This is a genomic window from Rheinheimera sp. MMS21-TC3, from assembly GCF_032229285.1.
Taxonomy (GTDB): domain Bacteria; phylum Pseudomonadota; class Gammaproteobacteria; order Enterobacterales; family Alteromonadaceae; genus Alishewanella.
The window spans coordinates 37,716-56,827 of record NZ_CP135084.1 but is presented as its reverse complement, the minus strand read 5'-3'; the positions used below and the strand labels follow the sequence as shown (position 1 = coordinate 56,827).

The window sequence follows — 19,112 nt, the reverse complement described above, 5'->3', positions numbered from 1 at the left end:
AAATTACAGTTGGCTTTTTATTCGTGCCTCACTTATTTTAGCCAACTACAATTTGCCGCTTAAAACGGCGTTATGTGCTTCAAAAGTTGAGATTATGCATTTAAAGCTTTTGAGTTTTACAATCCTTTTGATTATGTTGTCGGCGTGTGCTGAACGGCGAATTGACATCATTGATCGAAATGGAAAAATAGTTGGTGGTTGTATTGCTGGGTTTGATTGGCATCTTCATGGATTACAAGACTCAATTGATTATATGCTTTATCAATGTGCTAAAGAGTCGATAGCGGCGGGGTACTCTATAACCGATAACTCACTACTCGAAAAGGATTTTTCTCTACCCGATCCTCCAGCGGGTAAATCGTGGAATAGGAAATTAGCAATAGAGTGTTATAAAAAAGGGTGCATTACAGAAAGGAAATTAGGGTATGTTCTTGCTGAGATTGAATACAGTTACCAAAAAACAATAATGGCAGCTGAAGAAGACCTGTCTGAGGGCAAAATAGATAAGGCCGAATTCAATCAAATAGCCAGAAAAGCTCGATTTGAGTGGCTTGGTGAGTAAAGCACATAACAAACAACTGTTGTCGCTCACTGCGTTCGCTGGGACAGTAACATGCAGGCTTCTGTCGCTTCGCTCCAAGTTAAGCCTGCATGTTACTGCCCCAAAGTTGGGCGTTATGCCTTTCTACAAAAAATGGATTTGATACATGGAAATAGTAAAAGCAAAAGTCGAACACTTAAACGTGATTTCTCCTCTTTTCGATTCATATCGAGTGTTTTATGGTCAAAAAAGTGATCTCAATGTTGCACGTGAATTTATTGAATCTCGATTAAATAATAATGAATCAGTTATATTTCTAGCACTTGATGAGCAAGGCAATGGGCTAGGCTTTACTCAACTGTATCCTAGCTTTTCTTCTGTTTCTGCGGCTAGAACTTGGGTTCTGAATGACTTGTACGTTGCAGACACAGCAAGAAGGCAAGGCGTGGCGAAGAAGCTAATGAATGCAGCGAAAGCTATGGGATTAGAGGACAATGTGGAAGGTCTAGCTTTAGAGACAGCAGAGAGTAATGTAAACGCCCAGAAACTGTATGAATCGTTAGGTTATGAACGGGAGTCAGGGACGTATCATTACTTCCTGAAACTACAGGCATAACAAAGCGTTTAAGACGGATTCACAACGCTTGGCAGTTTTGGTTTGATTCAGCTTAAGTGTTTACGGCACAATGATTTAGGTTAGGTGGCTGCGTTGTTCACCACTTAACGCGGCGTTATAGCGCTTAAAGGAGTTTTGATGTTAGGCCCCAAATTAAAACATAAAATTTTGTCCTCGGTATTATTTTGTTTTGCCGCTGCGATTTTTGTAAGTATCGTGCTAAAAACTAATGAGCAAGGAACAGTGACGTTTATTACTGTATCAAGTTTCGGTAGTGTGTTATTTATTTTGGCATTTGCATTAATTCCGGAGTTCATATTTTTAAAACTTTCTGAAGCTCTCAAATTCAGATTTAAAAGCCATAGAGAGAAAATCTCTGAAAAGGTTTTTTATAGCGGTATGCTTTTGGTAATTGTCGGTTTTGTTGGCAGAGTCGCACTATAATAAGCGTTAGGCTGATCGATATTTCATCCACTCATCCAATTAAGTTAAATGCTCGGAAGCTAGACATGAATAAAAGAATTCAACTTATAACGTTGTTAACTAGCATAATTAGTTCAACCACTGCTAATGCATCTGAAGTATTAGAGATGGAAAACCGCCAGCATGCTAAACTCAATTACTGGAATTGCTATATGGCAAGTGATGCATATGAGCGTAAGAATAAAGTTGAAAACGGCATACTACCTCAGGTTGTGTTTGATGGAGACATAAAGCCTACCAATATTGAAATGGAGATGGCTCTTTCAAAGACGCCTGCATTTTCAGTCGCAGTCATTCATAAAGGCAAGTTAGATTGGAGCGCAACTTGGGGAAACCTAAAAAGAAGCGGTGATCAAGCTGATTGCAGTAGTCTATTCCAAGCGGGTTCTCTTGCGAAACCATTAACTGTACTCGCTGCAATGCGTATTAAAACAGCAGGACATATAGATTTTGACAGTGACGTTAACACTTACCTTTCATCCTACCAACTTCCGGTTGGACGTCAAACCAGCGAAAACCCAGTAACATTGAGTAACTTATTTTCCCATACGTCAGGCGTCACGAGGGGAGGTTATGCTGGATATACAAAGAAAGAACCGATTCCAAGCGACCAACAGATCGTCTTAGGGGAAGCCCCTACCAATTCGCCTAAAGTTGAAGTGTCCAACTCGCCGGGATTAGCCCTGGCTTATTCAGGTGGTGGTTACACCGTCGCAGAAATTGCTCTACAGGATAAACTACGCAAACCATTTGAAACGATCATGAATGAATGGTTGATTACCCCACTGGGTATGAAACAAGCAGAGTTCACTATGCCATTACCCGATGATCGCCACCCTTATACTGCTAGTGGACACCAAATGGATGGCACCATTGTTCCTGGGGGATGGAATAACTACCCTGAACAAGCGGCGGCAGGACTATGGGCAACGGCAACCGATTTGGCCATGTTTCTTATTGAAATGCACAAGGGTTATAATGGCGAAAGTAATATATTCACACAATCTAATATTCGTGAGTTACTGGATAATCCTATCCAAAATCATGTTTATGGATTTAGACAAATTGCCAACGGTGACCAAGTGTTTTTAACACATTATGGTGGTACCGTTGGCTACAGGGCAGGGATGACTTTGAATTTGCAAACAGGTGACGGAGCTGTGTTTCTGAGCAATTCTGATAATGCCTCGAATCTTGGTGAAGCATTCTTGAGTTCTGTGTCCCGCGCCTATAACTGGCCAGTGTTTCAAGGAGAGAAAGTTAAACGAAAAGCCTATTCTTCAGAAGAATTGAAATCACTTGCAGGTACTTACGTTTTTCCTGAACAAGGCTGGGAGGTTTCAGTCGCTTACGAACATAATATACTCAAGTTTGACTTCCCCGCAGGCAACCGCCTACCCCTTGTTATGATACCGATTGAAAGTAAATACCGTGAGTTTGTTCATGAAACGGGTGTGCATGCATACTTTGATGGTGTAGGGCCAGACATGAAAATTAAATTATTTGGGCAAACGGGGCTGCGACAGTCAATCAAGAAATAGATTAACTCATGGCCAGAACAGCCTAACAAGTTGCTAAAACGGAAAAATAACAGTTGGCCATCGCTTCGCGATTATAGCCAACCATTATTTTCCGCTTAGCAAAGCGTTATGTTTACAAGGAGGTTTTATGGAAGCACCATGGAACGGTGAAAAAGTTAATTTATTTATTCGCTCTTTAGCAATATTATTTATCATTTGCGCACTTATTGCGTTTAGTGGTTTTCTGTTTGCGTTATTTGAGAGTGGTGAAATTACACTCAACAACCTAGGTTTTAGGTCTGTATTCGGTATATTATCAGCTCCGTATTGCTTCTTATTGTTTTTAAAAGTTGCGGTAACAGGCCATGCGCCAAAATCATGGATTCCATGGAAGTAGTGTAAACATAACAAGGGTTTTCAAGACGGACAAATTACAGTTGGCTTTTTGTTCGTACCTCACTTATTTTAGCCAACTGCAATTTGCCGCTTAAAACGGCGTTATACGTTTTGGAGGGATTTATGCGTTACATTCTGGTTTTAGTATTTCTTTTGGCAATTAGTGGCAAAGTACTTGCCGATGAGTCGATCACAATTTTCGTAAAGGAAAGCAGCTATTCAATCGACAACTCGGATGAAGAGCTGAACTCAACAGAATTAGAAAGCAAGTTGAAACAAATAAAGTTTTCACTGGTTACCTTAGACGTTAACTACTGTGCAGGGCCAGTTATGGTTGCTGAGGTTTATATCGCACTTTCAAATGCCAACCCTTCAGTCAAAGACGTTCAGCTAAAAACAAGTGGCAGCCATGAAGAAAGTAAATGCAAAAACGTATAACAAATTGCTTAATTTCGTTCCGGCCACAAAAAGCGTGGCCTCCACTGGACTGCCTACGCTGCGCTGCGGCAGCCAATTAGCAAAGCGTTAGCTGTGGTTAACCTTTACACATTTAAGGAAAATAATGTTTTTTAAGTTGGCTTTTGCTCTAGTTGTTTTTTTCTCAGTGTCGCTATGCGCTAAAGAGAGTACTGAATTTAAAATTCGAAATACGCATACCCTGCAAATAAAATCTGAAGTAAGCGGATTGGAATACGAACTGTATATCCGCCTGCCTAACGATTACTCAGAAAATAACAAAAAATACCCGTTGGTATTATTAAATGACACAGGTTATTCAGTTGCAGTGGCGAGTGGCATTGTGCATCTGATGGCAGGCCGGGATATTGAGGATGTCATTATTGTCGGGATTTCATATTCCAAAGGACATAATCCTTTGCTTAGTCGCACAAGAGACTACACACCAACATATGCCCCAAATGAAAAAAGGGGACATTCGCTCGAAGTTCAAAAGTATTCAGGTAAAGCCAGTCAGTACATTAGTTTCATATCAGACGAGGTTTTACCTCTGATTAGTCAAACATATCGAATCAGACAGGATAAAAAAATATTTGTTGGTCATTCATATGGCGGTTTGCTTGGCGCCAACATCTTGATCACTAATTCCGAACTATTTGACTACTACATCTTAGGTAGTCCATCGTTCTGGTATGACAACAAAGTGATATTTCGGCTGGAAAGTGACTTTGCAAAAAATAATAAGGCCATGAAAGCAAGTGTATTCATGTACATCGGTAGTGAAGAAGGTAGTATGGTAGAGGAAATGCAGGCATTCGAGAATCAGTTAAAATCACGCGATTATCAAGGCTTAAGCATCCAATCCAAAGTATTGTCAGGATTGACTCATCAAAGCGCCTTTGCAGTGTTACTAACGGATGGCCTTCAAAAAGCCATTCCAAAACAAAGCAAAGGCAGCTAACAAAAAAATATTATCGCCAGCAAACAGCGCTGGCTGCGACGTCAACCCGCTGCGCGGCTTTCCGCGCTAAATTTGGGCGTTAGGCTCTCGCAATAAAAAAGTAAGGATTAACTCATGCAACTGGAAGAAGCAAAAAAGTTAAGGGAAAATTGGGGGGATAAGCCTTGCGATCACCCAAACCTTAGCAAAGAGTACCATTTAGGTGCTGCCACTGGTGACTATACTTGTACTCAATGTGGAAAGTCCGGCTGGGGTAGAGACTGGAACAATCAAACTAAAGATAGCTGAGGTTTAAAATGGACTTAATTCACTTAGGCAAAGAACTTAAGGAAATGTATCTAAGTTCCAATGATGGTGAAGCTGTCGCAATGATTCATTTGTTCGGCATCAAATATGCCGAAGAAATAAAGAGCTCGGGTGTTTCAATGAAAAAAATTGCCCAAGCAGCTGGAATTAAAGAATCATATGCCACAGAGATTAGTAAAGGCGTAAAACTTTCTAAGTTCGTAGTCATTAAGTAGCAGCCTAACAAGCAAATTTTATCGCCAGCAAAAAGCGCTGGCTGCGACGTCAACCCGCTGCGCGGTTTTCCGCGCTAAATTTGGGCGTTATACGTTTTTCGTAGACGGAGTTTTAAAATGAGAAAAGAATTCGAATTTACCGTTAAAGATCACAAAGTCAAAATTGTTAATTCGTGGATACGCGGTGCAAAATTATATATTGACGGTGAATGCCGTGATCAAGATTCAACTTTCTTTGCTAATGGCAAAATTGCGCTGCTTTCAGCAAACTTGGGAGAGTTTGGTATTTTAGAAGTTTTTCCTTTATCGGGGCTCATTTCGGTAGAAATGGATGCATTTTTAATCAATAACAATGAAAATCAGCATGTGTATAGCTCTCACAAACGTTTAAACCTAAAAGAACAACGGTTAGCAAATTAAACGTATAACAAGTTGCTTAATTTCGTTCCGGCCACAAACAGCGTGGCCTCCACTGGACTGCCTACGCTGCGCTGCGGCAGCCCATTAGCAAAGCGTTATATGCAAAGGATGTTCATGCTCAGGTTCTTAGTTTCTAGTTTTATTCTGGTGGCCTCAATTTTTTCCGCTCAGGCCAAAGGTGACTGCGATATTTCGGGTATTTGGAATCATTCAGATAAGCCTGCAAAACTATTAATCGACTTAAACAAAGCTGAAGCCACAGTCTATTCCCATGACAACCATATGAAAGCCGTTGGATTAGTTGTTTTGAAAGCTGTAAAGCCAGCATCACATGCTTCGTTATGGGATGCGCAGATGTATAGTGCAGAAGACGATTCATTTGTTGATGTTCAAATAACTTCGAAAGACTGTAATCAGTTAAATGTTGTTTATCAGGGCGACGAGGTTCTAAATCTTGTTAGGTAAATTTGCATATAACAATCGCCATCAAAAGCGCGCCCGTTGGGCGCTCGACTCGCAACAAGTTGCTCGCGTTTGTGGCGGGCGTTAGCTTATTAATTTAATTAATTTCTTCGAACTTTTAGGGAATCATTATCTGTATGAAATCCATAAGCTTAAAATCTGATATTTTGATAATGATATTAGTTATGCCATTAAGTTTTTTTATTTCAACAGGCTTGATCAGTGACAGCAAAGAACTGAGTTTTAATTATTTTTTGACTTGCTTTGTCTCTGTAACGCTTGGAATTTTATTAGGTGCTGGTTTTTCCAACTATTTTCTAAGTAGAATTCGTAAAATTAAGTTCTTCCCTTTTTTCGCCTGGCTAATAAGCCTTGCGGTTGGCATGGTGTTAGGTTTTATCACACTAGCGTTTGTTGAGACTCATATAAGTATTATTGGCAGTACTGAGATTATGATGGGCTTTGTTATAGTTTCTTGGATTCAATCACTAAAATCGCCAGCAAATAGTAACCACAAGAGTGCTTAAATGGGCTTGAAGTTGGTAGCTAACAAACGCAATCACAACGGGCTTTCAGCCCTCGACTCGCAACAAGTTGCTCGCGTGTGTTGCGGGCGTTATATTTTTACGTAACCCAACCCAATTGTTTTATAAGGAAATAATTTAATGAAAAAAGTACTCTCTGTTTTATCCTTTGTCGCTGCATTTTCTGCTTTTGCTAATGAGCCTTTAGAGTTAAATGTCAGTGTTTACCTGAATAACGAACTTGTTGCAGCAGACGTAATGCAGGGTAAAAGTGGACAATTACAATCAATTACCGCAAAAGATGTACTGATGTTTGATGTTACGCCAACTCTCAATGATGAGGTCGTTACTTTGACGTCATCGTTACACAAATTTGAGGGTGGTTCATTTAGTAAGTTTGCAGAGCCTGTATTGCGTGTAGCGCTTGAAAAGCAAGCAGTTATCGAGATTGGCACAGAGGGTAAAAATATTTATAAGGTCGAAGTAACGGCCAAAAAAATATAACAAACAAATTTTATCGCCAGCAAAAAACGCTGGCTGCGACATCAACCCGCTGCGCGGCTTTCCGCGCTAAATTTGGGCGTTACGCATAAATACAAGGAGATCATGGTTTGTCGTTTGAGATCCTCCCTTGGTCAGAAATCTCTGATCAATTCGGCGATAACCTTTTGCTGGGAAATGGTGCAAGCATTGCGGTCGATGAGCGATTCAGATATCGGTCTTTGAAAGAGCATGCAATCGAAAATGGTCTTTTCAGCGAGGACGTGCAAAGTCTCTTTGATTTTTTCCGCACCAACGATTTTGAGTTGGTTCTGAGAATCGTTTGGCAATCGACCAACGTCAACGCAGCACTTGGTATAGAGGATGAAAAAACGGAACAAGCCTACCGTCACGTTCGAGATTGTTTGATTGATGCAGTGAGGGATATTCATCCCGAGTACGGAGAAGTTGAAGATCATCTCCCGGCTATTGCCAGTTTTATGAGGTGTTTCAAAACCATAGTTTCGCTGAATTATGATCTCATTGTTTATTGGGCGATGATGCACGGCAACAAACTAAGAAATGGACACCGATTTAAAGACTGCTTCCCTGGCAGGAGCTTTGATGATGACTGGAGTAGGTTTAGAGAGCCATATGGGGATGATAGAGATAGCTCATTGGTTTTCTATCCCCATGGAAACCTAATTCTCGCTAGGGATAAGCTAGAGAATGAGAGGAAAATCGCATCTTCTGGGAATGGCTTGCTGGAGAGCATACTGGACAAATGGGCTGCTGGCAGCTATGTGCTGTAACTACCCCGTAAAATAATACAGATTACTCGTAGAATTTCTTTTAAGCTAAAGCAAAGGAGTTTTACGATGAGCAAACGCATGACTGAAAGCCAAATTGTGGCGATTTTGAAAGAAGCTGAAGTCGGCATGCCGATCAAAGACCTCTGCCGTAAGTATGGCATCGGCAATTCAACATTTTATAAGTGGCGCGAAAAATATGGCGGTATGGAAGCGTCCGATGTGCGCCGCTTAAAAGAGCTTGAAGAAGAAAACCGGCGACTCAAACAGATGTATGCTGATTTGAGCCTTAAATCGCAGATGCAAGAAGATATTATAAAAAAGCTTTAGCACCTGTGGCAGAAAGGAAAGTCTGGGCACGCGAGTTACAGGTGCAGTATGACGCAAGCGTTGTAAAGTGCTGTGATGTAGTCGGCATCAGCCGTACTGCATACTATTACGAGCCGAAATTGAACGATGATGATGAAATCATTGATGCCTTGAATGCGTTAATTGAAAGACATCATCGTTGGGGGTTCCCAAAATGCTTCAAATGCCTTCGTAAGCTAGGCCACCGCTGGAACCACAAGCGTGTTTATCGCGTTTATACTGAGCTAAAACTGAACCTGCGTCGCAAAGGTAAAAAACGATTACCCAACCGCAATCCAGAGCCGTTAGCTGCACCAAATGCACTTGGGAAGTCTTGGTCAATGGACTTTATGAGCGACAGTTTGCACAACAAAGTCAGGTTCCGAACATTTAACGTTATTGATGACTTCAATCGCGAAGTTTTAGGTATCGATATTGCGACCAGCATGCCGTCATTGCGCGTCATACGCTATCTTGACCAACTTGCTGAATGGCACGGTTACCCTGAGAAAATACGGGTTGATAATGGCAGCGAGTTCACTTCAGAAGTGTTTGTAAATTGGGCAAAAGCACACGACATTATGATTGACTACATCAAGCCTGGTTGCCCATACCAGAACGCATACATTGAACGGTTTAACCGAACGTATCGCGACGATGTACTCGACTGCTACATATTCAACAACCTGAACGAAGTGAAGCAAATAACCGAAGATTGGATTGAGCTATATAACAACGAACGACCGCACGACTCACTCAATGACATGACACCATTTGAGTACCGAAATGCGGCGTAAATTCTCTACGAGATGACTGTGTTATAAATGGGATATTTACAGTGCCACTCTTCGTAAGTGAAGGCACAATGGATCAAAAAAAGAAATCCATTAAAACTAGCTTCTACCTAAATACCGTTTACAGAGAAATTCTTACATCTTTTTCAAATTCTGTTGTTTTTTATGGATGGGGAGCCGGCGAGCAAGACCAGCACATCCTAGAACAGATTGCCCGGTCAAAACCTCGCAAAGTGGCCTTTTCAGTTCGCGATAGCGATCAAGGATACTGCAACTGGGTTAATGAACTGGTCAAACAGGTCTGTGGCGAAGACTGTAGAGTTTTCTTCTACGACAGTGCGAGTGCAGGCTGCTGGAATAATGCGTAACAAGTGGGTGAAGCTGACCGGTACTACGCTGCGCTTCGCACCGGCAGCTTACCCAAGGCGTTAGCAGGTGTTCGGGCTTTAACAGTTTCAGTCAGTAGTTTTATTCCGGCCTTGCTGGCGTGTGGTTTTCTTAGCGGCAGCGCCAAATGGTTTAAGTTCGCCAGTTTGTGGGGTTGCTGCAAACGGTTGTGCCGGTAGCGTTGTTCTTCTTGGCTTCGCTTAACAGTTTCACAGGTTCCGGTTGGCTCGCCGTATCGCAGTTGGCCGGTTTAGTTTTTAATACAAGCAGCCTGCCGTTGTTCGGGTTTGCCAGTGCGGCAAGCCGCGCAAGTCCGGTTTGGGCTGCTAACAAGGCCAGTCAAGCGACGCCAAACAGCGTCGCGCTTGCTGGCAGCGTTATGTGTTTTCAGAGGTATTAGTTTAATGTCAAACGTACTAAATGTGGTTCAGTCACGGAATGCTAAATCGGATTTCAAAATGCTGGTTGTTTTGGCATTTTGCTTCGTTGCCATGTCATTTTTTGCAATAGGTTTTGTATATGCTCAAGCGCCAGAAATTGGCATTTTAGTTAAGCTTCTGGCAATTATGGGTACTGTAAATGTTGCTATGGTTTTCTACGTCATCAAAAAATTCAATGCTTTATCAAACACATAACAAGGCGCATCACTCGCGGCCTGCGGCCGCTGGGACGCCAATCCGCTGCGCGGCTCGTCGCCCGTGTGCTAAGCGTTAGGGTTATCAGTAGAAGGTCAGGATGACAATTTGAAATTTGCATTTCGTTACTCTCTGATTTCAATATTCGTGCTGCTAGTTATCGGGTTCGTAGGTTGGTGGGCTGAGCTCAATGGCGTTCTTCAAGTTTCATTTTTATGCTATTTGGTAGTCACCTTTGTATTTTCTTTTTCAGGTTTTTGTTTAGTGTTAAGGCGTTACAAAATAAACCTTTATAACGGCATTATGTTTAAAATTACTGCTATCGTTGGTGCCGTATTTTGTTGTGCTATTTGGGTTACCGTGCTTTACCCTTTTTCTTGGTTTATAAATGCACCCTAACAAGCGCCATCAAAAACGCGCCCTTTGGGCGCTCGACTCGCAACACGTTGCTCGCGTTTGTGGCGGGCGTTAGCGCTAAAAAGGAGAGATCACAGTGAAGTGGGCATTTATTGATTACGAAAACATCGGTAATTTAGAAAAAATTGACCTTTCGGCTTATCAGAAAATCATTGTATTTCTTGGTGCTAAACAACCCAAAATTGATTTCGGTGAGAAAAAATACGATATACCACTGGAAATAGTCATTGTTCAGCTTAAGGCAACGCAGTCAAATAACTTGGATTTTCATTTGTCTTATTATCTTGGGCGGTATGATAGCGCTGCCGGTAAAGACGTAACTTTCGACATAATCTCAAATGACAACGGGTTTACTCCACTAATTGCTCACATAAAAGCTAATAGCCGTACCTGCAAGCATATCAAGCTTGCTACGATGGAAAATATCAGTGCCAAGCTGCTCCAAAGTTTGACATCAAAACCCAAGGATAAAAGGCCTAAAAAAGTCGCATCACTACGTAACCATATTGCCTCTCACATGCGAATAAAAGGCAATGAACTTGCAATACAAGGCTATTTGAATCAGCTTGTTAGTGATAATGTTATTTCGGTTTCTGGTGATAGCGTTGAGTACCGGCGCTAACAAACAAATTTTATCGCCAGCAAAAAGCGCTGGCTGCGACGTCAACCCGCTGCGCGGCTTTCCGCGCTAAATTTGGGCGTTAGCGCTAAAAAGGAGAGATCACAGTGAAGTGGGCATTTATTGATTACGAAAACATCGGTAATTTAGAAAAAATTGACCTTTCGGCTTATCAGAAAATCATTGTATTTCTTGGTGCTAAACAACCCAAAATTGATTTCGGTGAGAAAAAATACGATATACCACTGGAAATAGTCATTGTTCAGCTTAAGGCAACGCAGTCAAATAACTTGGATTTTCATTTGTCTTATTATCTTGGGCGGTATGATAGCGCTGCCGGTAAAGACGTAACTTTCGACATAATCTCAAATGACAACGGGTTTACTCCACTAATTGCTCACATAAAAGCTAATAGCCGTACCTGCAAGCATATCAAGCTTGCTACGATGGAAAATATCAGTGCCAAGCTGCTCCAAAGTTTGACATCAAAACCCAAGGATAAAAGGCCTAAAAAAGTCGCATCACTACGTAACCATATTGCCTCTCACATGCGAATAAAAGGCAATGAACTTGCAATACAAGGCTATTTGAATCAGCTTGTTAGTGATAATGTTATTTCGGTTTCTGGTGATAGCGTTGAGTACCGGCGCTAACAAACAAATTTTATCGCCAGCAAAAAGCGCTGGCTGCGACGTCAACCCGCTGCGCGGCTTTCCGCGCTAAATTTGGGCGTTAGGCAATCATAATGAAAGCATCAGAGTTACAGGCAAAATTAGTATCCGAAGGATGCAATGTAAGTAATTTTGCAGTAATGAGTCGAAGTGATGATGCCTTTTGCTTGGATAAGATAGGCAGCAAGTGGGCCGTTTTCTACTCTGAGAGAGGGCGTGATTCTGATCCAATTTTCACCTCCGACAGTGAGGAGGATGCTTGTGAGTTTTTCTTAAATCATGTAATTAAACAGCAACATTGGCATATTGTCGGTTTTTTTAAAAACGAAGCTGATGCAATCAATTTAGACGCAAAGCTCGCCGCGATAGGTGTTGAATCGATAAGAAACGATATTCCGGCTTACAAAAGCGTTAATGATCCAAGATACCGAGTGTTTGTAGCGGGTAAGGATATATTCAAAGTAAGGGAGCATCTCGGCCATGTTCAAGTCAGTTATGCCTAACAAGCGCAGTCACAAACGGCCATTACGTGGCCTGGACCTCAACCGCTGCGCGGGTTTCGGCCTGTGCTGCGAGCGTTAGCAGGTTTTCGGGTGTTAACGGTTTTAGTTTGTAGTTTTATTTTGGCATTGCTCACGTTTGGTTTTCTTAGCGGCAGCGCCAAAAGTTAACGTGCGCCAGTTTGTTGGTTTGGTGCAATCTTTGTTGGCACAATGGCGTTGTTCTTTGAGGCTTCGCTTAAACAGTTTTACAAGTTCCAGTTGGCGCGTTGTTTCGCAGTTAACTGGCTTAGTTTTAATTAAAAGCAGTCTGCCATTATTTAGGTTTGCTAGTGCGGCAAGCCGCGAAAGTTTTGGCGTAGGCTGCTAACAAACAAAGGCATGGCGACGCGTACCGCGCGCTTGCTTTGGGCGTTATGTGCTTGGAGGCATCTATGCGCAACAAGTTTAGTTATTTTGCTTTTGTATTATTTGTTTTATCTGCATTATTTCAATCCACAGCACACGGCAAGGAAAAGCACATGTTAGGGCCAGCGCAAAATGGTGTTCTTATCTACTCTGGCGATTTGAGCAACTTATCAGAGTTTTATGAAAAACTTTTCGGGATGCGAGTTGTTCGTAAGACCAATGATTTTATTAGTTTGGAAACGAATGGTTTCAATTTAATCATTCATGTTCCACCATTCGATATGCCGACCAAAGCGTTCAGTCCTATTAAACTTTTCCTTACGGTAGAAGATATGGCCATGTCGAGAGAAGAAGCTGTTAAATTAGGTGGCCAATCATTCGAGGGTGAGTGGAGTAATCCAATATTTAAAGTGTCAAACATCGCTGATCGTGATGGTAACCATATCCAACTCCGTCAATTCAGCAAGTAAAGGCATATTAAATTACGACAATGGTTAAGGCACATAACAATACGCTGTTGTCGCCACTATCATGGCTGGGACGGCTTACGCTGCGCTCCAGCCGCCCCAAAGCTTTGCGTTATGAGTAATAAGTACCCATGAACCCAATATCAGAATCTTATAAGCTCTATCGTGAAGCTTGGAAAGACTCGTCCAACTCTAAGCGTTTATTGGTAGAGGCGATTACAGTTGTAAAACAAGCCTATGAAAGTGGTAATCGGGAGCATTTGTTAATCAATAACTACATTGCTCTACTGCTTGATACTCAACAATATCCAACAGCATTTGAACTTCTGGAGGAAAATAAGCCTGAAAGCTCAGAGTTTTGCCAAAACTATGCAATTGCCATTGCAAATGATCGTTACAATATTAATGAAATACGTAAGTGGAATAAATTGGCGAGTGATTATCAAAGAAATGAAAATGCAATTGTTGCCTATGTTGACTGGCAAGGTTTTTAAAATCATCACTCATAACAAGTCGCTGAAAGGCGACGCAAAAATACGCGCGCTTTAACGAGGCGTTAGCTATTTTGAAAGGACTGAGTTGTGAAATGTAATTTAAAGCTATTTTGTTGTTTGTTTTTAATTATAGGTTTACCTGGATGTGTGACTCTAAGTCCTAGCGGCCAAGATATGCTACGTAATCAACAGCCAGAATCAGAATATAACTATTCTAAGGAAGTTGAGAATTTAGCTTCTTTGTATCCGGCTTTGGGTATTGAAGAAATTCAAGTTCTACAAAAAGACGGTAATATTTCAAAAGGTATTCATGTAAAAAAAGAAAATGCAGAATATACAGTCCTTTACTTTGGTCCTAATAATTACCCAATTCTAAAGCAAAATAATAATGTCATTCCTTATCTTACTCAGTTAAAGGCTAATATTATTTGGTTTGATTATCGCGGCTTCGGTTTCACTTCGGGGGTAGCAAATTTTGATGTGTTAAAAAGTGATGCGGCACATATTTATGAGTCTGTAAGGCTTAAAGTTAAAGGACCGTTGGTGCTACATGGATTGTCTATCGGTAGTATACTAGCAATTGATGTTGCCTCAAATTATGAGGTGGAAAAATTGGTTCTTGAAGGTAGCATAACAACAGTCAAAGATTGGGTAGATTACTCATTTGTAGCCCAAGCCTATTATAGCCATGGTATACCAAAGTTAATTGGGTATTTGATAAAGCCGCTGTTTAATGTCGAGCCATCAAAGGAAATCGCAGTAATTGATAATCAGAAAACGCTGTTAACTCATAAAGGCAGATTGTTAATGTTAACAGGTGAAAATGATTGGGAGACACCTCCAGAAATTAATAAGAAGCTGTTTGACTCAATTGACGCTGGTAAATCTGGTTATTTTCACGTTATTGAAGATGTTGGTCATTTAGACACTTTAACAAGTAATAAGGCCTTAGAGATATATAGAACATTTTTATCAAATAAAGCACTACTGTGAGTAAAATGGCTAACAAAACGCTAAACTAGGACAAAATCAAATAAGCTCGTCGCTTCGCTCGATTTTAGCTTATTTAATTTTGCCTGTTAGCTTAGCGTTATACACTCGGGGGTTAAATGGAACTTAATCAGGTTACTTTGCCGGTAAAAGATATGAATGAAGCTGTTCAGTTTTATCTCAATCTTGGCTTTACTCAAATAGTAGACACACCACATTATGCGCGGTTTTCATGTCCAGATGGTAATTCGACGTTTTCTTTATCTTTAGAGAGCGACTATTTCGAAAATCATTCAGTAATTTACTTCGAGCATGAAAATCTTGATGAACTTTGTCAAACTCTCATTGATAAAGGCATTAGCTTTGAGCAACCACCGACAGAACAAAGGTACTTGTGGAAAGAGGCTATTCTTCACGACCCTTCGGGTAATAAAGTTAAACTCTATTGGGCTGGCGAGAATCGTTTAAATCCGCCATGGAAAGTAGAAAAGCGTGTATAACAAACAAATATTATTGCCAGCAAAAATCGCTGGCTGCGACGTCAACCCGCTGCGCGGCTTCCGCGCTAAATTTGGGCGTTAGATTTCATATGAAACGATTGCTGGATTACCTAGACGGACCTTATAAACAAGTAATGGTCGACTTCACCAACTCTCAGTGGATGGTGGAAGCTGAGATCCCGACAGTGCCAGGGTGGTACTTTCTGTCAACTGATGCGCCAATGGAAGTGTTCCTCGAATGTCCGCTCTGGCAAGAAACATACATGCGCGCTAGAGACGGTGCCGAAGTTCCTGTAAAGAACTATGACATCTCAAAAAGAGCAGCAAGGTACGAAGCGGAGAGGCCCGTCTACTGGAATCTGGATCATGTATACTCTGGCTTAGCTTCATCGCTCAGGGCTCGTGCTCGCGAGCACACGTTTGCTGACCCGGGGACAGCGGGACTGGCTTTGGCACGATATCCGAAACTCCACAGATTCACCTGGAGATTCCACTATTTGGAATTGCGTAATTTTCCGATAGCCGATGAAGTTTCAGATTCGCTCATCCTCAAGCTGGGCGAGCAGGTATGGCGCACGAAATTCGGCTGGCCAATCTTGTGTGCAGCCTGAAATCTAACAATCGCAGGCACAGCGACGGCTTCTTCATTGCGGCTGCGCCTCCATTACAAAGCCGCCCGTGCTGCGGGCGTTATATTCGAGAGAAAAATGAAACCTCTGTCGATCCAAGAAATTGAGTCAGCTCGAGAAAAGCTTTTACGCAACGCTGAGAGCCTGTTCGCAGAATCCCAGTTGTTGTATCAACATGGTTTTATTCCTCGTGCTTACTGTTTGGCGCATTTGTGTTGTGAGGAACTAGCAAAAATACCAATGTTGGTAGGAGTGGGCCTAGATCTTGTAAATGGGGAGCAAGTTGACTGGAAAAAGTTGCATCGGCGCCTCACCAGGCACCAAGATAAGATCAACGCAATGCATATTCACGACTATTTCCAAAGCGAAATCAGAGCTGATGACTCAGATGTGCGGGAACATGAGGCTGCTTTAAAGACCACTCCCCACCTCAACGACATGAAAAATAACAGCCAGTATGCTGGCTTAGTTAATAACGTCTTCAGAGAACCTAGTGAGGTCGTTACTCAGGAAGACGCAATGGAGCTAATAAAAATCACGAATGAGCGACTGCAATATATACAGACTGTCGAGCGAGCTTCTGTGGGGAAAATTGCTACGTCTGAGGCAGGCGCGAGAATGAGGCGGGTTTCAAAAGAATATAACAAGTCACGGAAGACGGACGCGTAAGACGCGCCGCTTCGTTCAGCGTTAGTGCTGTATGTGAATTCGAATTAACTCTAATAAAAGGCTGAAAGATGGAAGAAGCAAAAGTCACTTTTTACAAGATTGAGAAGTGCGGTCTATACGAATATGGAGCAGACGTTTCAAAGCTTGGGAATGTGGCAGGTTTTCTTAGTCAGCTTAAATATTGGGTTAAGAAAAATGACAAACCTTTAGACGAAACCTGTACCTACGCGATAGAAGAAAGTGAGGATGTTGATCGAACTTTCTGCTATGACTTAATAGCTAATGGCATGACAGGTGATTTTTTGCTAACGACTTGGAATGAAACACCTTCCTACGAAGGAAAGGTCGCGGCGGTTCTAGCAAAGTCAAAGGTCGGTAGTGCCAAAGTCGAATTTACAAAGCTCCCCAAAGATAGCATCCCTGGGTATGCGACTTATTTTTGGTTTATACCATCAAAAAATGTTTTTGCGACGATACGATTCCAGCACAGATTGAATGGAAAGAAAAATCTAGACAAATACTTCAAAGAGTTCATCTCAAAATTTTCTGACTATGTAGTCCTCGGTGATAGCGATGAAGCTGATTTCAATGTTGTTGGTTACTCTGAGAAAGATGGTGATGAACCGATTAATCTTCATTCTCAATTCAAGACATCAATAGTTAGGAAGCCTGGTCAAATCGATTATATTCTTGAACAAAAGAACCAGATTAGGAAGATAACTAGGCATAACAGGCTGTCGCCAAAGATTGCTGAGTGTCAGGAATTTTGGCAAAAAGCTTTGTTGAATTTAGGCCTTAAGAAACAAAGAAATCTGAACTCAGAAGTAAATTTCTCATATGAATTTTCTTTTACGCCATCAGAACCTGAGCTAAAGGAAATGATTGCAGAATGGGAAAAAAATCATGATTCCAAGTGGGACGATATTGGTTTTACGCTTAAAGGCGAACAAGTCCCTAGGTGGCTGAGTAATTCCTTAGCTAGAGATAAGTTTGAACTAGATGTTAAGAGAATTGATGAAGAGATCGTAGATGCTAGAAGTCTCTTGGATCAACTTACTGAAAAAAGAGAGTTAATTCTAGGTCTACTAAACTAAATGAGGCCTAAATGAACAATTCTATAAGAATGTTATTTATTGCCTTAGCCGTAGGGCTCATAATATTTTCTGTGATTTTTGGCGGAAAAGTTACTTTTAATGAGCAAATGCCAATTTATGATGGCTTGAGAAACACTTCGGCTATTATTTTTGCAGTAATGGGAGCATGGATTGCCTTGCTCTATCCTGGGAAGCTATCTCAGGCTTTTGGGAAAAAGCCCTATAAAGAGAAAGCTGATGACATAGAGCAAATTAATAGGCTGTTTCGTCCTATGATTTACTCCACTATTATTCTAATGGTGGTTATTGGTGTTTCATTTGCTGTGCCTTTGGCAAAGCAAATCGACTATTTGCATCAATACAAAGAAATTTTTCGTGCCGTAAGTTTTGGGACTATTGCATTTCTGACCCTTCTTCAGTTCTGGTCAGTAATATTAACTCTCGTTCCCGGCGACACAATAAAGGATGATCTTGACGATATAAGATCTCGGGAAGAGATGCTTGAGAGAATGAAGCCTAGAAGAAAGAAGCACTAACAAAGCATTGCAGCGGACAAGCCGCTGAATGCGGCGTTATGCGAACAATGGAGAATTTCATGCTGATTAGGAATGCCCTTCTTTTACTCACCCTTATAATTATGAGTGGATGTGCAACCAATAAAGTAATGGACGCCAGTTACTCTTCTCAGGTCGATCCTGATTTCTCATTCACAAGAGATAAAAGAGTGGCTGTATTGGTTTCCGAGCAGGGTAATAGCTTGGAATCAAAATATTATGTAACTCAAGTCGTTGAGGCCTTGAAGCAAAGGGGGTTTATCAATGTGCACTCCTATACAGAAATACCAAACCTGAATGCACCTGTTGATATAGCAGTTATTATTAATGTTTCAAAGAAATCTGATTCCTACCAATACTCAGGTGCGAACTACGGTTTAGTTGATAGCGGTAATTCCACTGTGAATTGTACAGGATGGGGAAACTCGGTTAATTGTACTGAGAATAAACAAAAGACCTTTGGGGTCACGGGTTATTCTACTAAAACAGGTTACTTAACTGGGTATTACTTCTCTGCAAATTGGTTCAACGTACAGAACGAGCAGAAAATAATGTTCAGCTTTGCCTCCTCATATGAAGAAGGTTGCACGGATAGAGCCGTTTTCGAATTTTTAATATCTCAAACGATAGCTCGTCTAGACTTCGAGAAACCCAATGAATATGACTACGCTATTAAAATGCCAGAGAACTATAGCTGTAACTATTAGCTCGCATAACAAGGCGCTGCTGGCGGACAAATTTTCCGCT

General features: G+C 41.4%; 29 protein-coding genes. All 29 read left to right on the top strand.

Going from position 1 to position 19,112, the window contains the following annotated elements; genetic code table 11:
- The first annotated feature begins 94 nt into the window (after positions 1–94).
- Positions 95–562, top strand: coding sequence for a hypothetical protein (locus RDV63_RS00410; protein WP_313907567.1), 468 nt, complete (start codon positions 95–97; stop codon positions 560–562).
- Between the two features lie 145 nt (positions 563–707).
- Complete coding sequence (locus tag RDV63_RS00405; RefSeq protein ID WP_313907566.1) at positions 708–1,157, top strand: GNAT family N-acetyltransferase; 450 nt, start codon at positions 708–710, stop codon at positions 1,155–1,157.
- 138 nt (positions 1,158–1,295) lie between these two features.
- The gene (locus RDV63_RS00400) at positions 1,296–1,601 is read left to right on the top strand and encodes a hypothetical protein (RefSeq protein ID WP_313907565.1); all 306 of its coding nucleotides are present in this window, start codon (positions 1,296–1,298) and stop codon (positions 1,599–1,601) included.
- 65 nt (positions 1,602–1,666) lie between these two features.
- Positions 1,667–3,181, top strand: coding sequence for a serine hydrolase domain-containing protein (locus RDV63_RS00395; protein WP_313907564.1), 1,515 nt, complete (start codon positions 1,667–1,669; stop codon positions 3,179–3,181).
- A gap of 127 nt (positions 3,182–3,308) precedes the next feature.
- On the top strand, positions 3,309–3,557 hold the full coding sequence (locus RDV63_RS00390) for a hypothetical protein (protein ID WP_126394882.1): 249 nt from the start codon (positions 3,309–3,311) through the stop codon (positions 3,555–3,557).
- Positions 3,558–3,679: 122 nt separating this feature from the next.
- Positions 3,680–3,994, top strand: coding sequence for a hypothetical protein (locus RDV63_RS00385; protein ID WP_313907563.1), 315 nt, complete (start codon positions 3,680–3,682; stop codon positions 3,992–3,994).
- A gap of 124 nt (positions 3,995–4,118) precedes the next feature.
- Positions 4,119–4,973: an alpha/beta hydrolase gene (locus RDV63_RS00380; protein WP_313907562.1), complete on the top strand. Its 855-nt coding sequence runs from the start codon at positions 4,119–4,121 to the stop codon at positions 4,971–4,973.
- A gap of 114 nt (positions 4,974–5,087) precedes the next feature.
- Complete coding sequence (locus tag RDV63_RS00375) at positions 5,088–5,261, top strand: hypothetical protein (protein WP_313907561.1); 174 nt, start codon at positions 5,088–5,090, stop codon at positions 5,259–5,261.
- Positions 5,262–5,269: 8 nt separating this feature from the next.
- Positions 5,270–5,494, top strand: coding sequence for a hypothetical protein (locus tag RDV63_RS00370; RefSeq protein ID WP_313907560.1), 225 nt, complete (start codon positions 5,270–5,272; stop codon positions 5,492–5,494).
- 117 nt (positions 5,495–5,611) lie between these two features.
- Positions 5,612–5,914, top strand: a complete 303-nt coding sequence (locus RDV63_RS00365; RefSeq protein WP_313907559.1) for a hypothetical protein — start codon at positions 5,612–5,614, stop codon at positions 5,912–5,914.
- Positions 5,915–6,028: 114 nt separating this feature from the next.
- A complete protein-coding gene (locus RDV63_RS00360) occupies positions 6,029–6,379 on the top strand; it encodes a hypothetical protein (RefSeq protein ID WP_313907558.1) in 351 nt (116 codons plus the stop codon).
- A 134-nt stretch (positions 6,380–6,513) separates the two neighbouring features.
- On the top strand, positions 6,514–6,903 hold the full coding sequence (locus tag RDV63_RS00355; RefSeq protein WP_313907557.1) for a hypothetical protein: 390 nt from the start codon (positions 6,514–6,516) through the stop codon (positions 6,901–6,903).
- Between the two features lie 138 nt (positions 6,904–7,041).
- Positions 7,042–7,404, top strand: a complete 363-nt coding sequence (locus tag RDV63_RS00350; protein WP_313907556.1) for a hypothetical protein — start codon at positions 7,042–7,044, stop codon at positions 7,402–7,404.
- Between the two features lie 107 nt (positions 7,405–7,511).
- Positions 7,512–8,192, top strand: coding sequence for a DUF4917 family protein (locus tag RDV63_RS00345; protein WP_313907555.1), 681 nt, complete (start codon positions 7,512–7,514; stop codon positions 8,190–8,192).
- Positions 8,193–8,258: 66 nt separating this feature from the next.
- Positions 8,259–9,334 (top strand): IS3 family transposase gene (locus tag RDV63_RS00340; protein WP_409934812.1). Its coding sequence is split into 2 segments (ribosomal slippage): positions 8,259–8,513 and positions 8,516–9,334, totalling 1,074 coding nucleotides; the frame shifts between segments, so codons are not numbered across the junction.
- Between the two features lie 41 nt (positions 9,335–9,375).
- Positions 9,376–9,699, top strand: coding sequence for a DUF4917 family protein (locus RDV63_RS00335; RefSeq protein WP_313907554.1), 324 nt, complete (start codon positions 9,376–9,378; stop codon positions 9,697–9,699).
- 423 nt (positions 9,700–10,122) lie between these two features.
- A complete protein-coding gene (locus RDV63_RS00330; RefSeq protein ID WP_229588566.1) occupies positions 10,123–10,353 on the top strand; it encodes a hypothetical protein in 231 nt (76 codons plus the stop codon).
- A 493-nt stretch (positions 10,354–10,846) separates the two neighbouring features.
- Positions 10,847–11,392 carry a PIN domain-containing protein gene (locus tag RDV63_RS00325; RefSeq protein WP_313907553.1) on the top strand — a complete coding sequence of 182 codons (546 nt, stop codon included), beginning with the start codon at positions 10,847–10,849 and terminating at the stop codon, positions 11,390–11,392.
- 104 nt (positions 11,393–11,496) lie between these two features.
- On the top strand, positions 11,497–12,042 hold the full coding sequence (locus RDV63_RS00320; RefSeq protein ID WP_313907553.1) for a PIN domain-containing protein: 546 nt from the start codon (positions 11,497–11,499) through the stop codon (positions 12,040–12,042).
- Positions 12,043–12,134: 92 nt separating this feature from the next.
- Positions 12,135–12,563: a hypothetical protein gene (locus RDV63_RS00315; RefSeq protein ID WP_313907551.1), complete on the top strand. Its 429-nt coding sequence runs from the start codon at positions 12,135–12,137 to the stop codon at positions 12,561–12,563.
- Positions 12,564–12,994: 431 nt separating this feature from the next.
- A complete protein-coding gene (locus tag RDV63_RS00310; RefSeq protein WP_313907550.1) occupies positions 12,995–13,438 on the top strand; it encodes a VOC family protein in 444 nt (147 codons plus the stop codon).
- A 128-nt stretch (positions 13,439–13,566) separates the two neighbouring features.
- Positions 13,567–13,929, top strand: coding sequence for a hypothetical protein (locus RDV63_RS00305; RefSeq protein WP_313907549.1), 363 nt, complete (start codon positions 13,567–13,569; stop codon positions 13,927–13,929).
- An 87-nt stretch (positions 13,930–14,016) separates the two neighbouring features.
- Positions 14,017–14,922 carry a hypothetical protein gene (locus tag RDV63_RS00300; RefSeq protein WP_313907548.1) on the top strand — a complete coding sequence of 302 codons (906 nt, stop codon included), beginning with the start codon at positions 14,017–14,019 and terminating at the stop codon, positions 14,920–14,922.
- A 116-nt stretch (positions 14,923–15,038) separates the two neighbouring features.
- Positions 15,039–15,419, top strand: coding sequence for a VOC family protein (locus RDV63_RS00295; protein WP_313907547.1), 381 nt, complete (start codon positions 15,039–15,041; stop codon positions 15,417–15,419).
- Positions 15,420–15,508: 89 nt separating this feature from the next.
- A complete protein-coding gene (locus RDV63_RS00290; RefSeq protein WP_313907546.1) occupies positions 15,509–16,030 on the top strand; it encodes a hypothetical protein in 522 nt (173 codons plus the stop codon).
- A 96-nt stretch (positions 16,031–16,126) separates the two neighbouring features.
- Entirely contained in the window at positions 16,127–16,717 is a 591-nt protein-coding gene (locus RDV63_RS00285) for an AbiV family abortive infection protein (protein ID WP_313907545.1), read from the top strand.
- Between the two features lie 68 nt (positions 16,718–16,785).
- Positions 16,786–17,811, top strand: coding sequence for a hypothetical protein (locus RDV63_RS00280; RefSeq protein ID WP_313907544.1), 1,026 nt, complete (start codon positions 16,786–16,788; stop codon positions 17,809–17,811).
- Between the two features lie 11 nt (positions 17,812–17,822).
- Positions 17,823–18,347: a hypothetical protein gene (locus tag RDV63_RS00275; protein WP_313907543.1), complete on the top strand. Its 525-nt coding sequence runs from the start codon at positions 17,823–17,825 to the stop codon at positions 18,345–18,347.
- A 59-nt stretch (positions 18,348–18,406) separates the two neighbouring features.
- Positions 18,407–19,072 carry a hypothetical protein gene (locus RDV63_RS00270; RefSeq protein ID WP_313907542.1) on the top strand — a complete coding sequence of 222 codons (666 nt, stop codon included), beginning with the start codon at positions 18,407–18,409 and terminating at the stop codon, positions 19,070–19,072.
- The last annotated feature ends 40 nt before the right edge of the window (positions 19,073–19,112 follow it).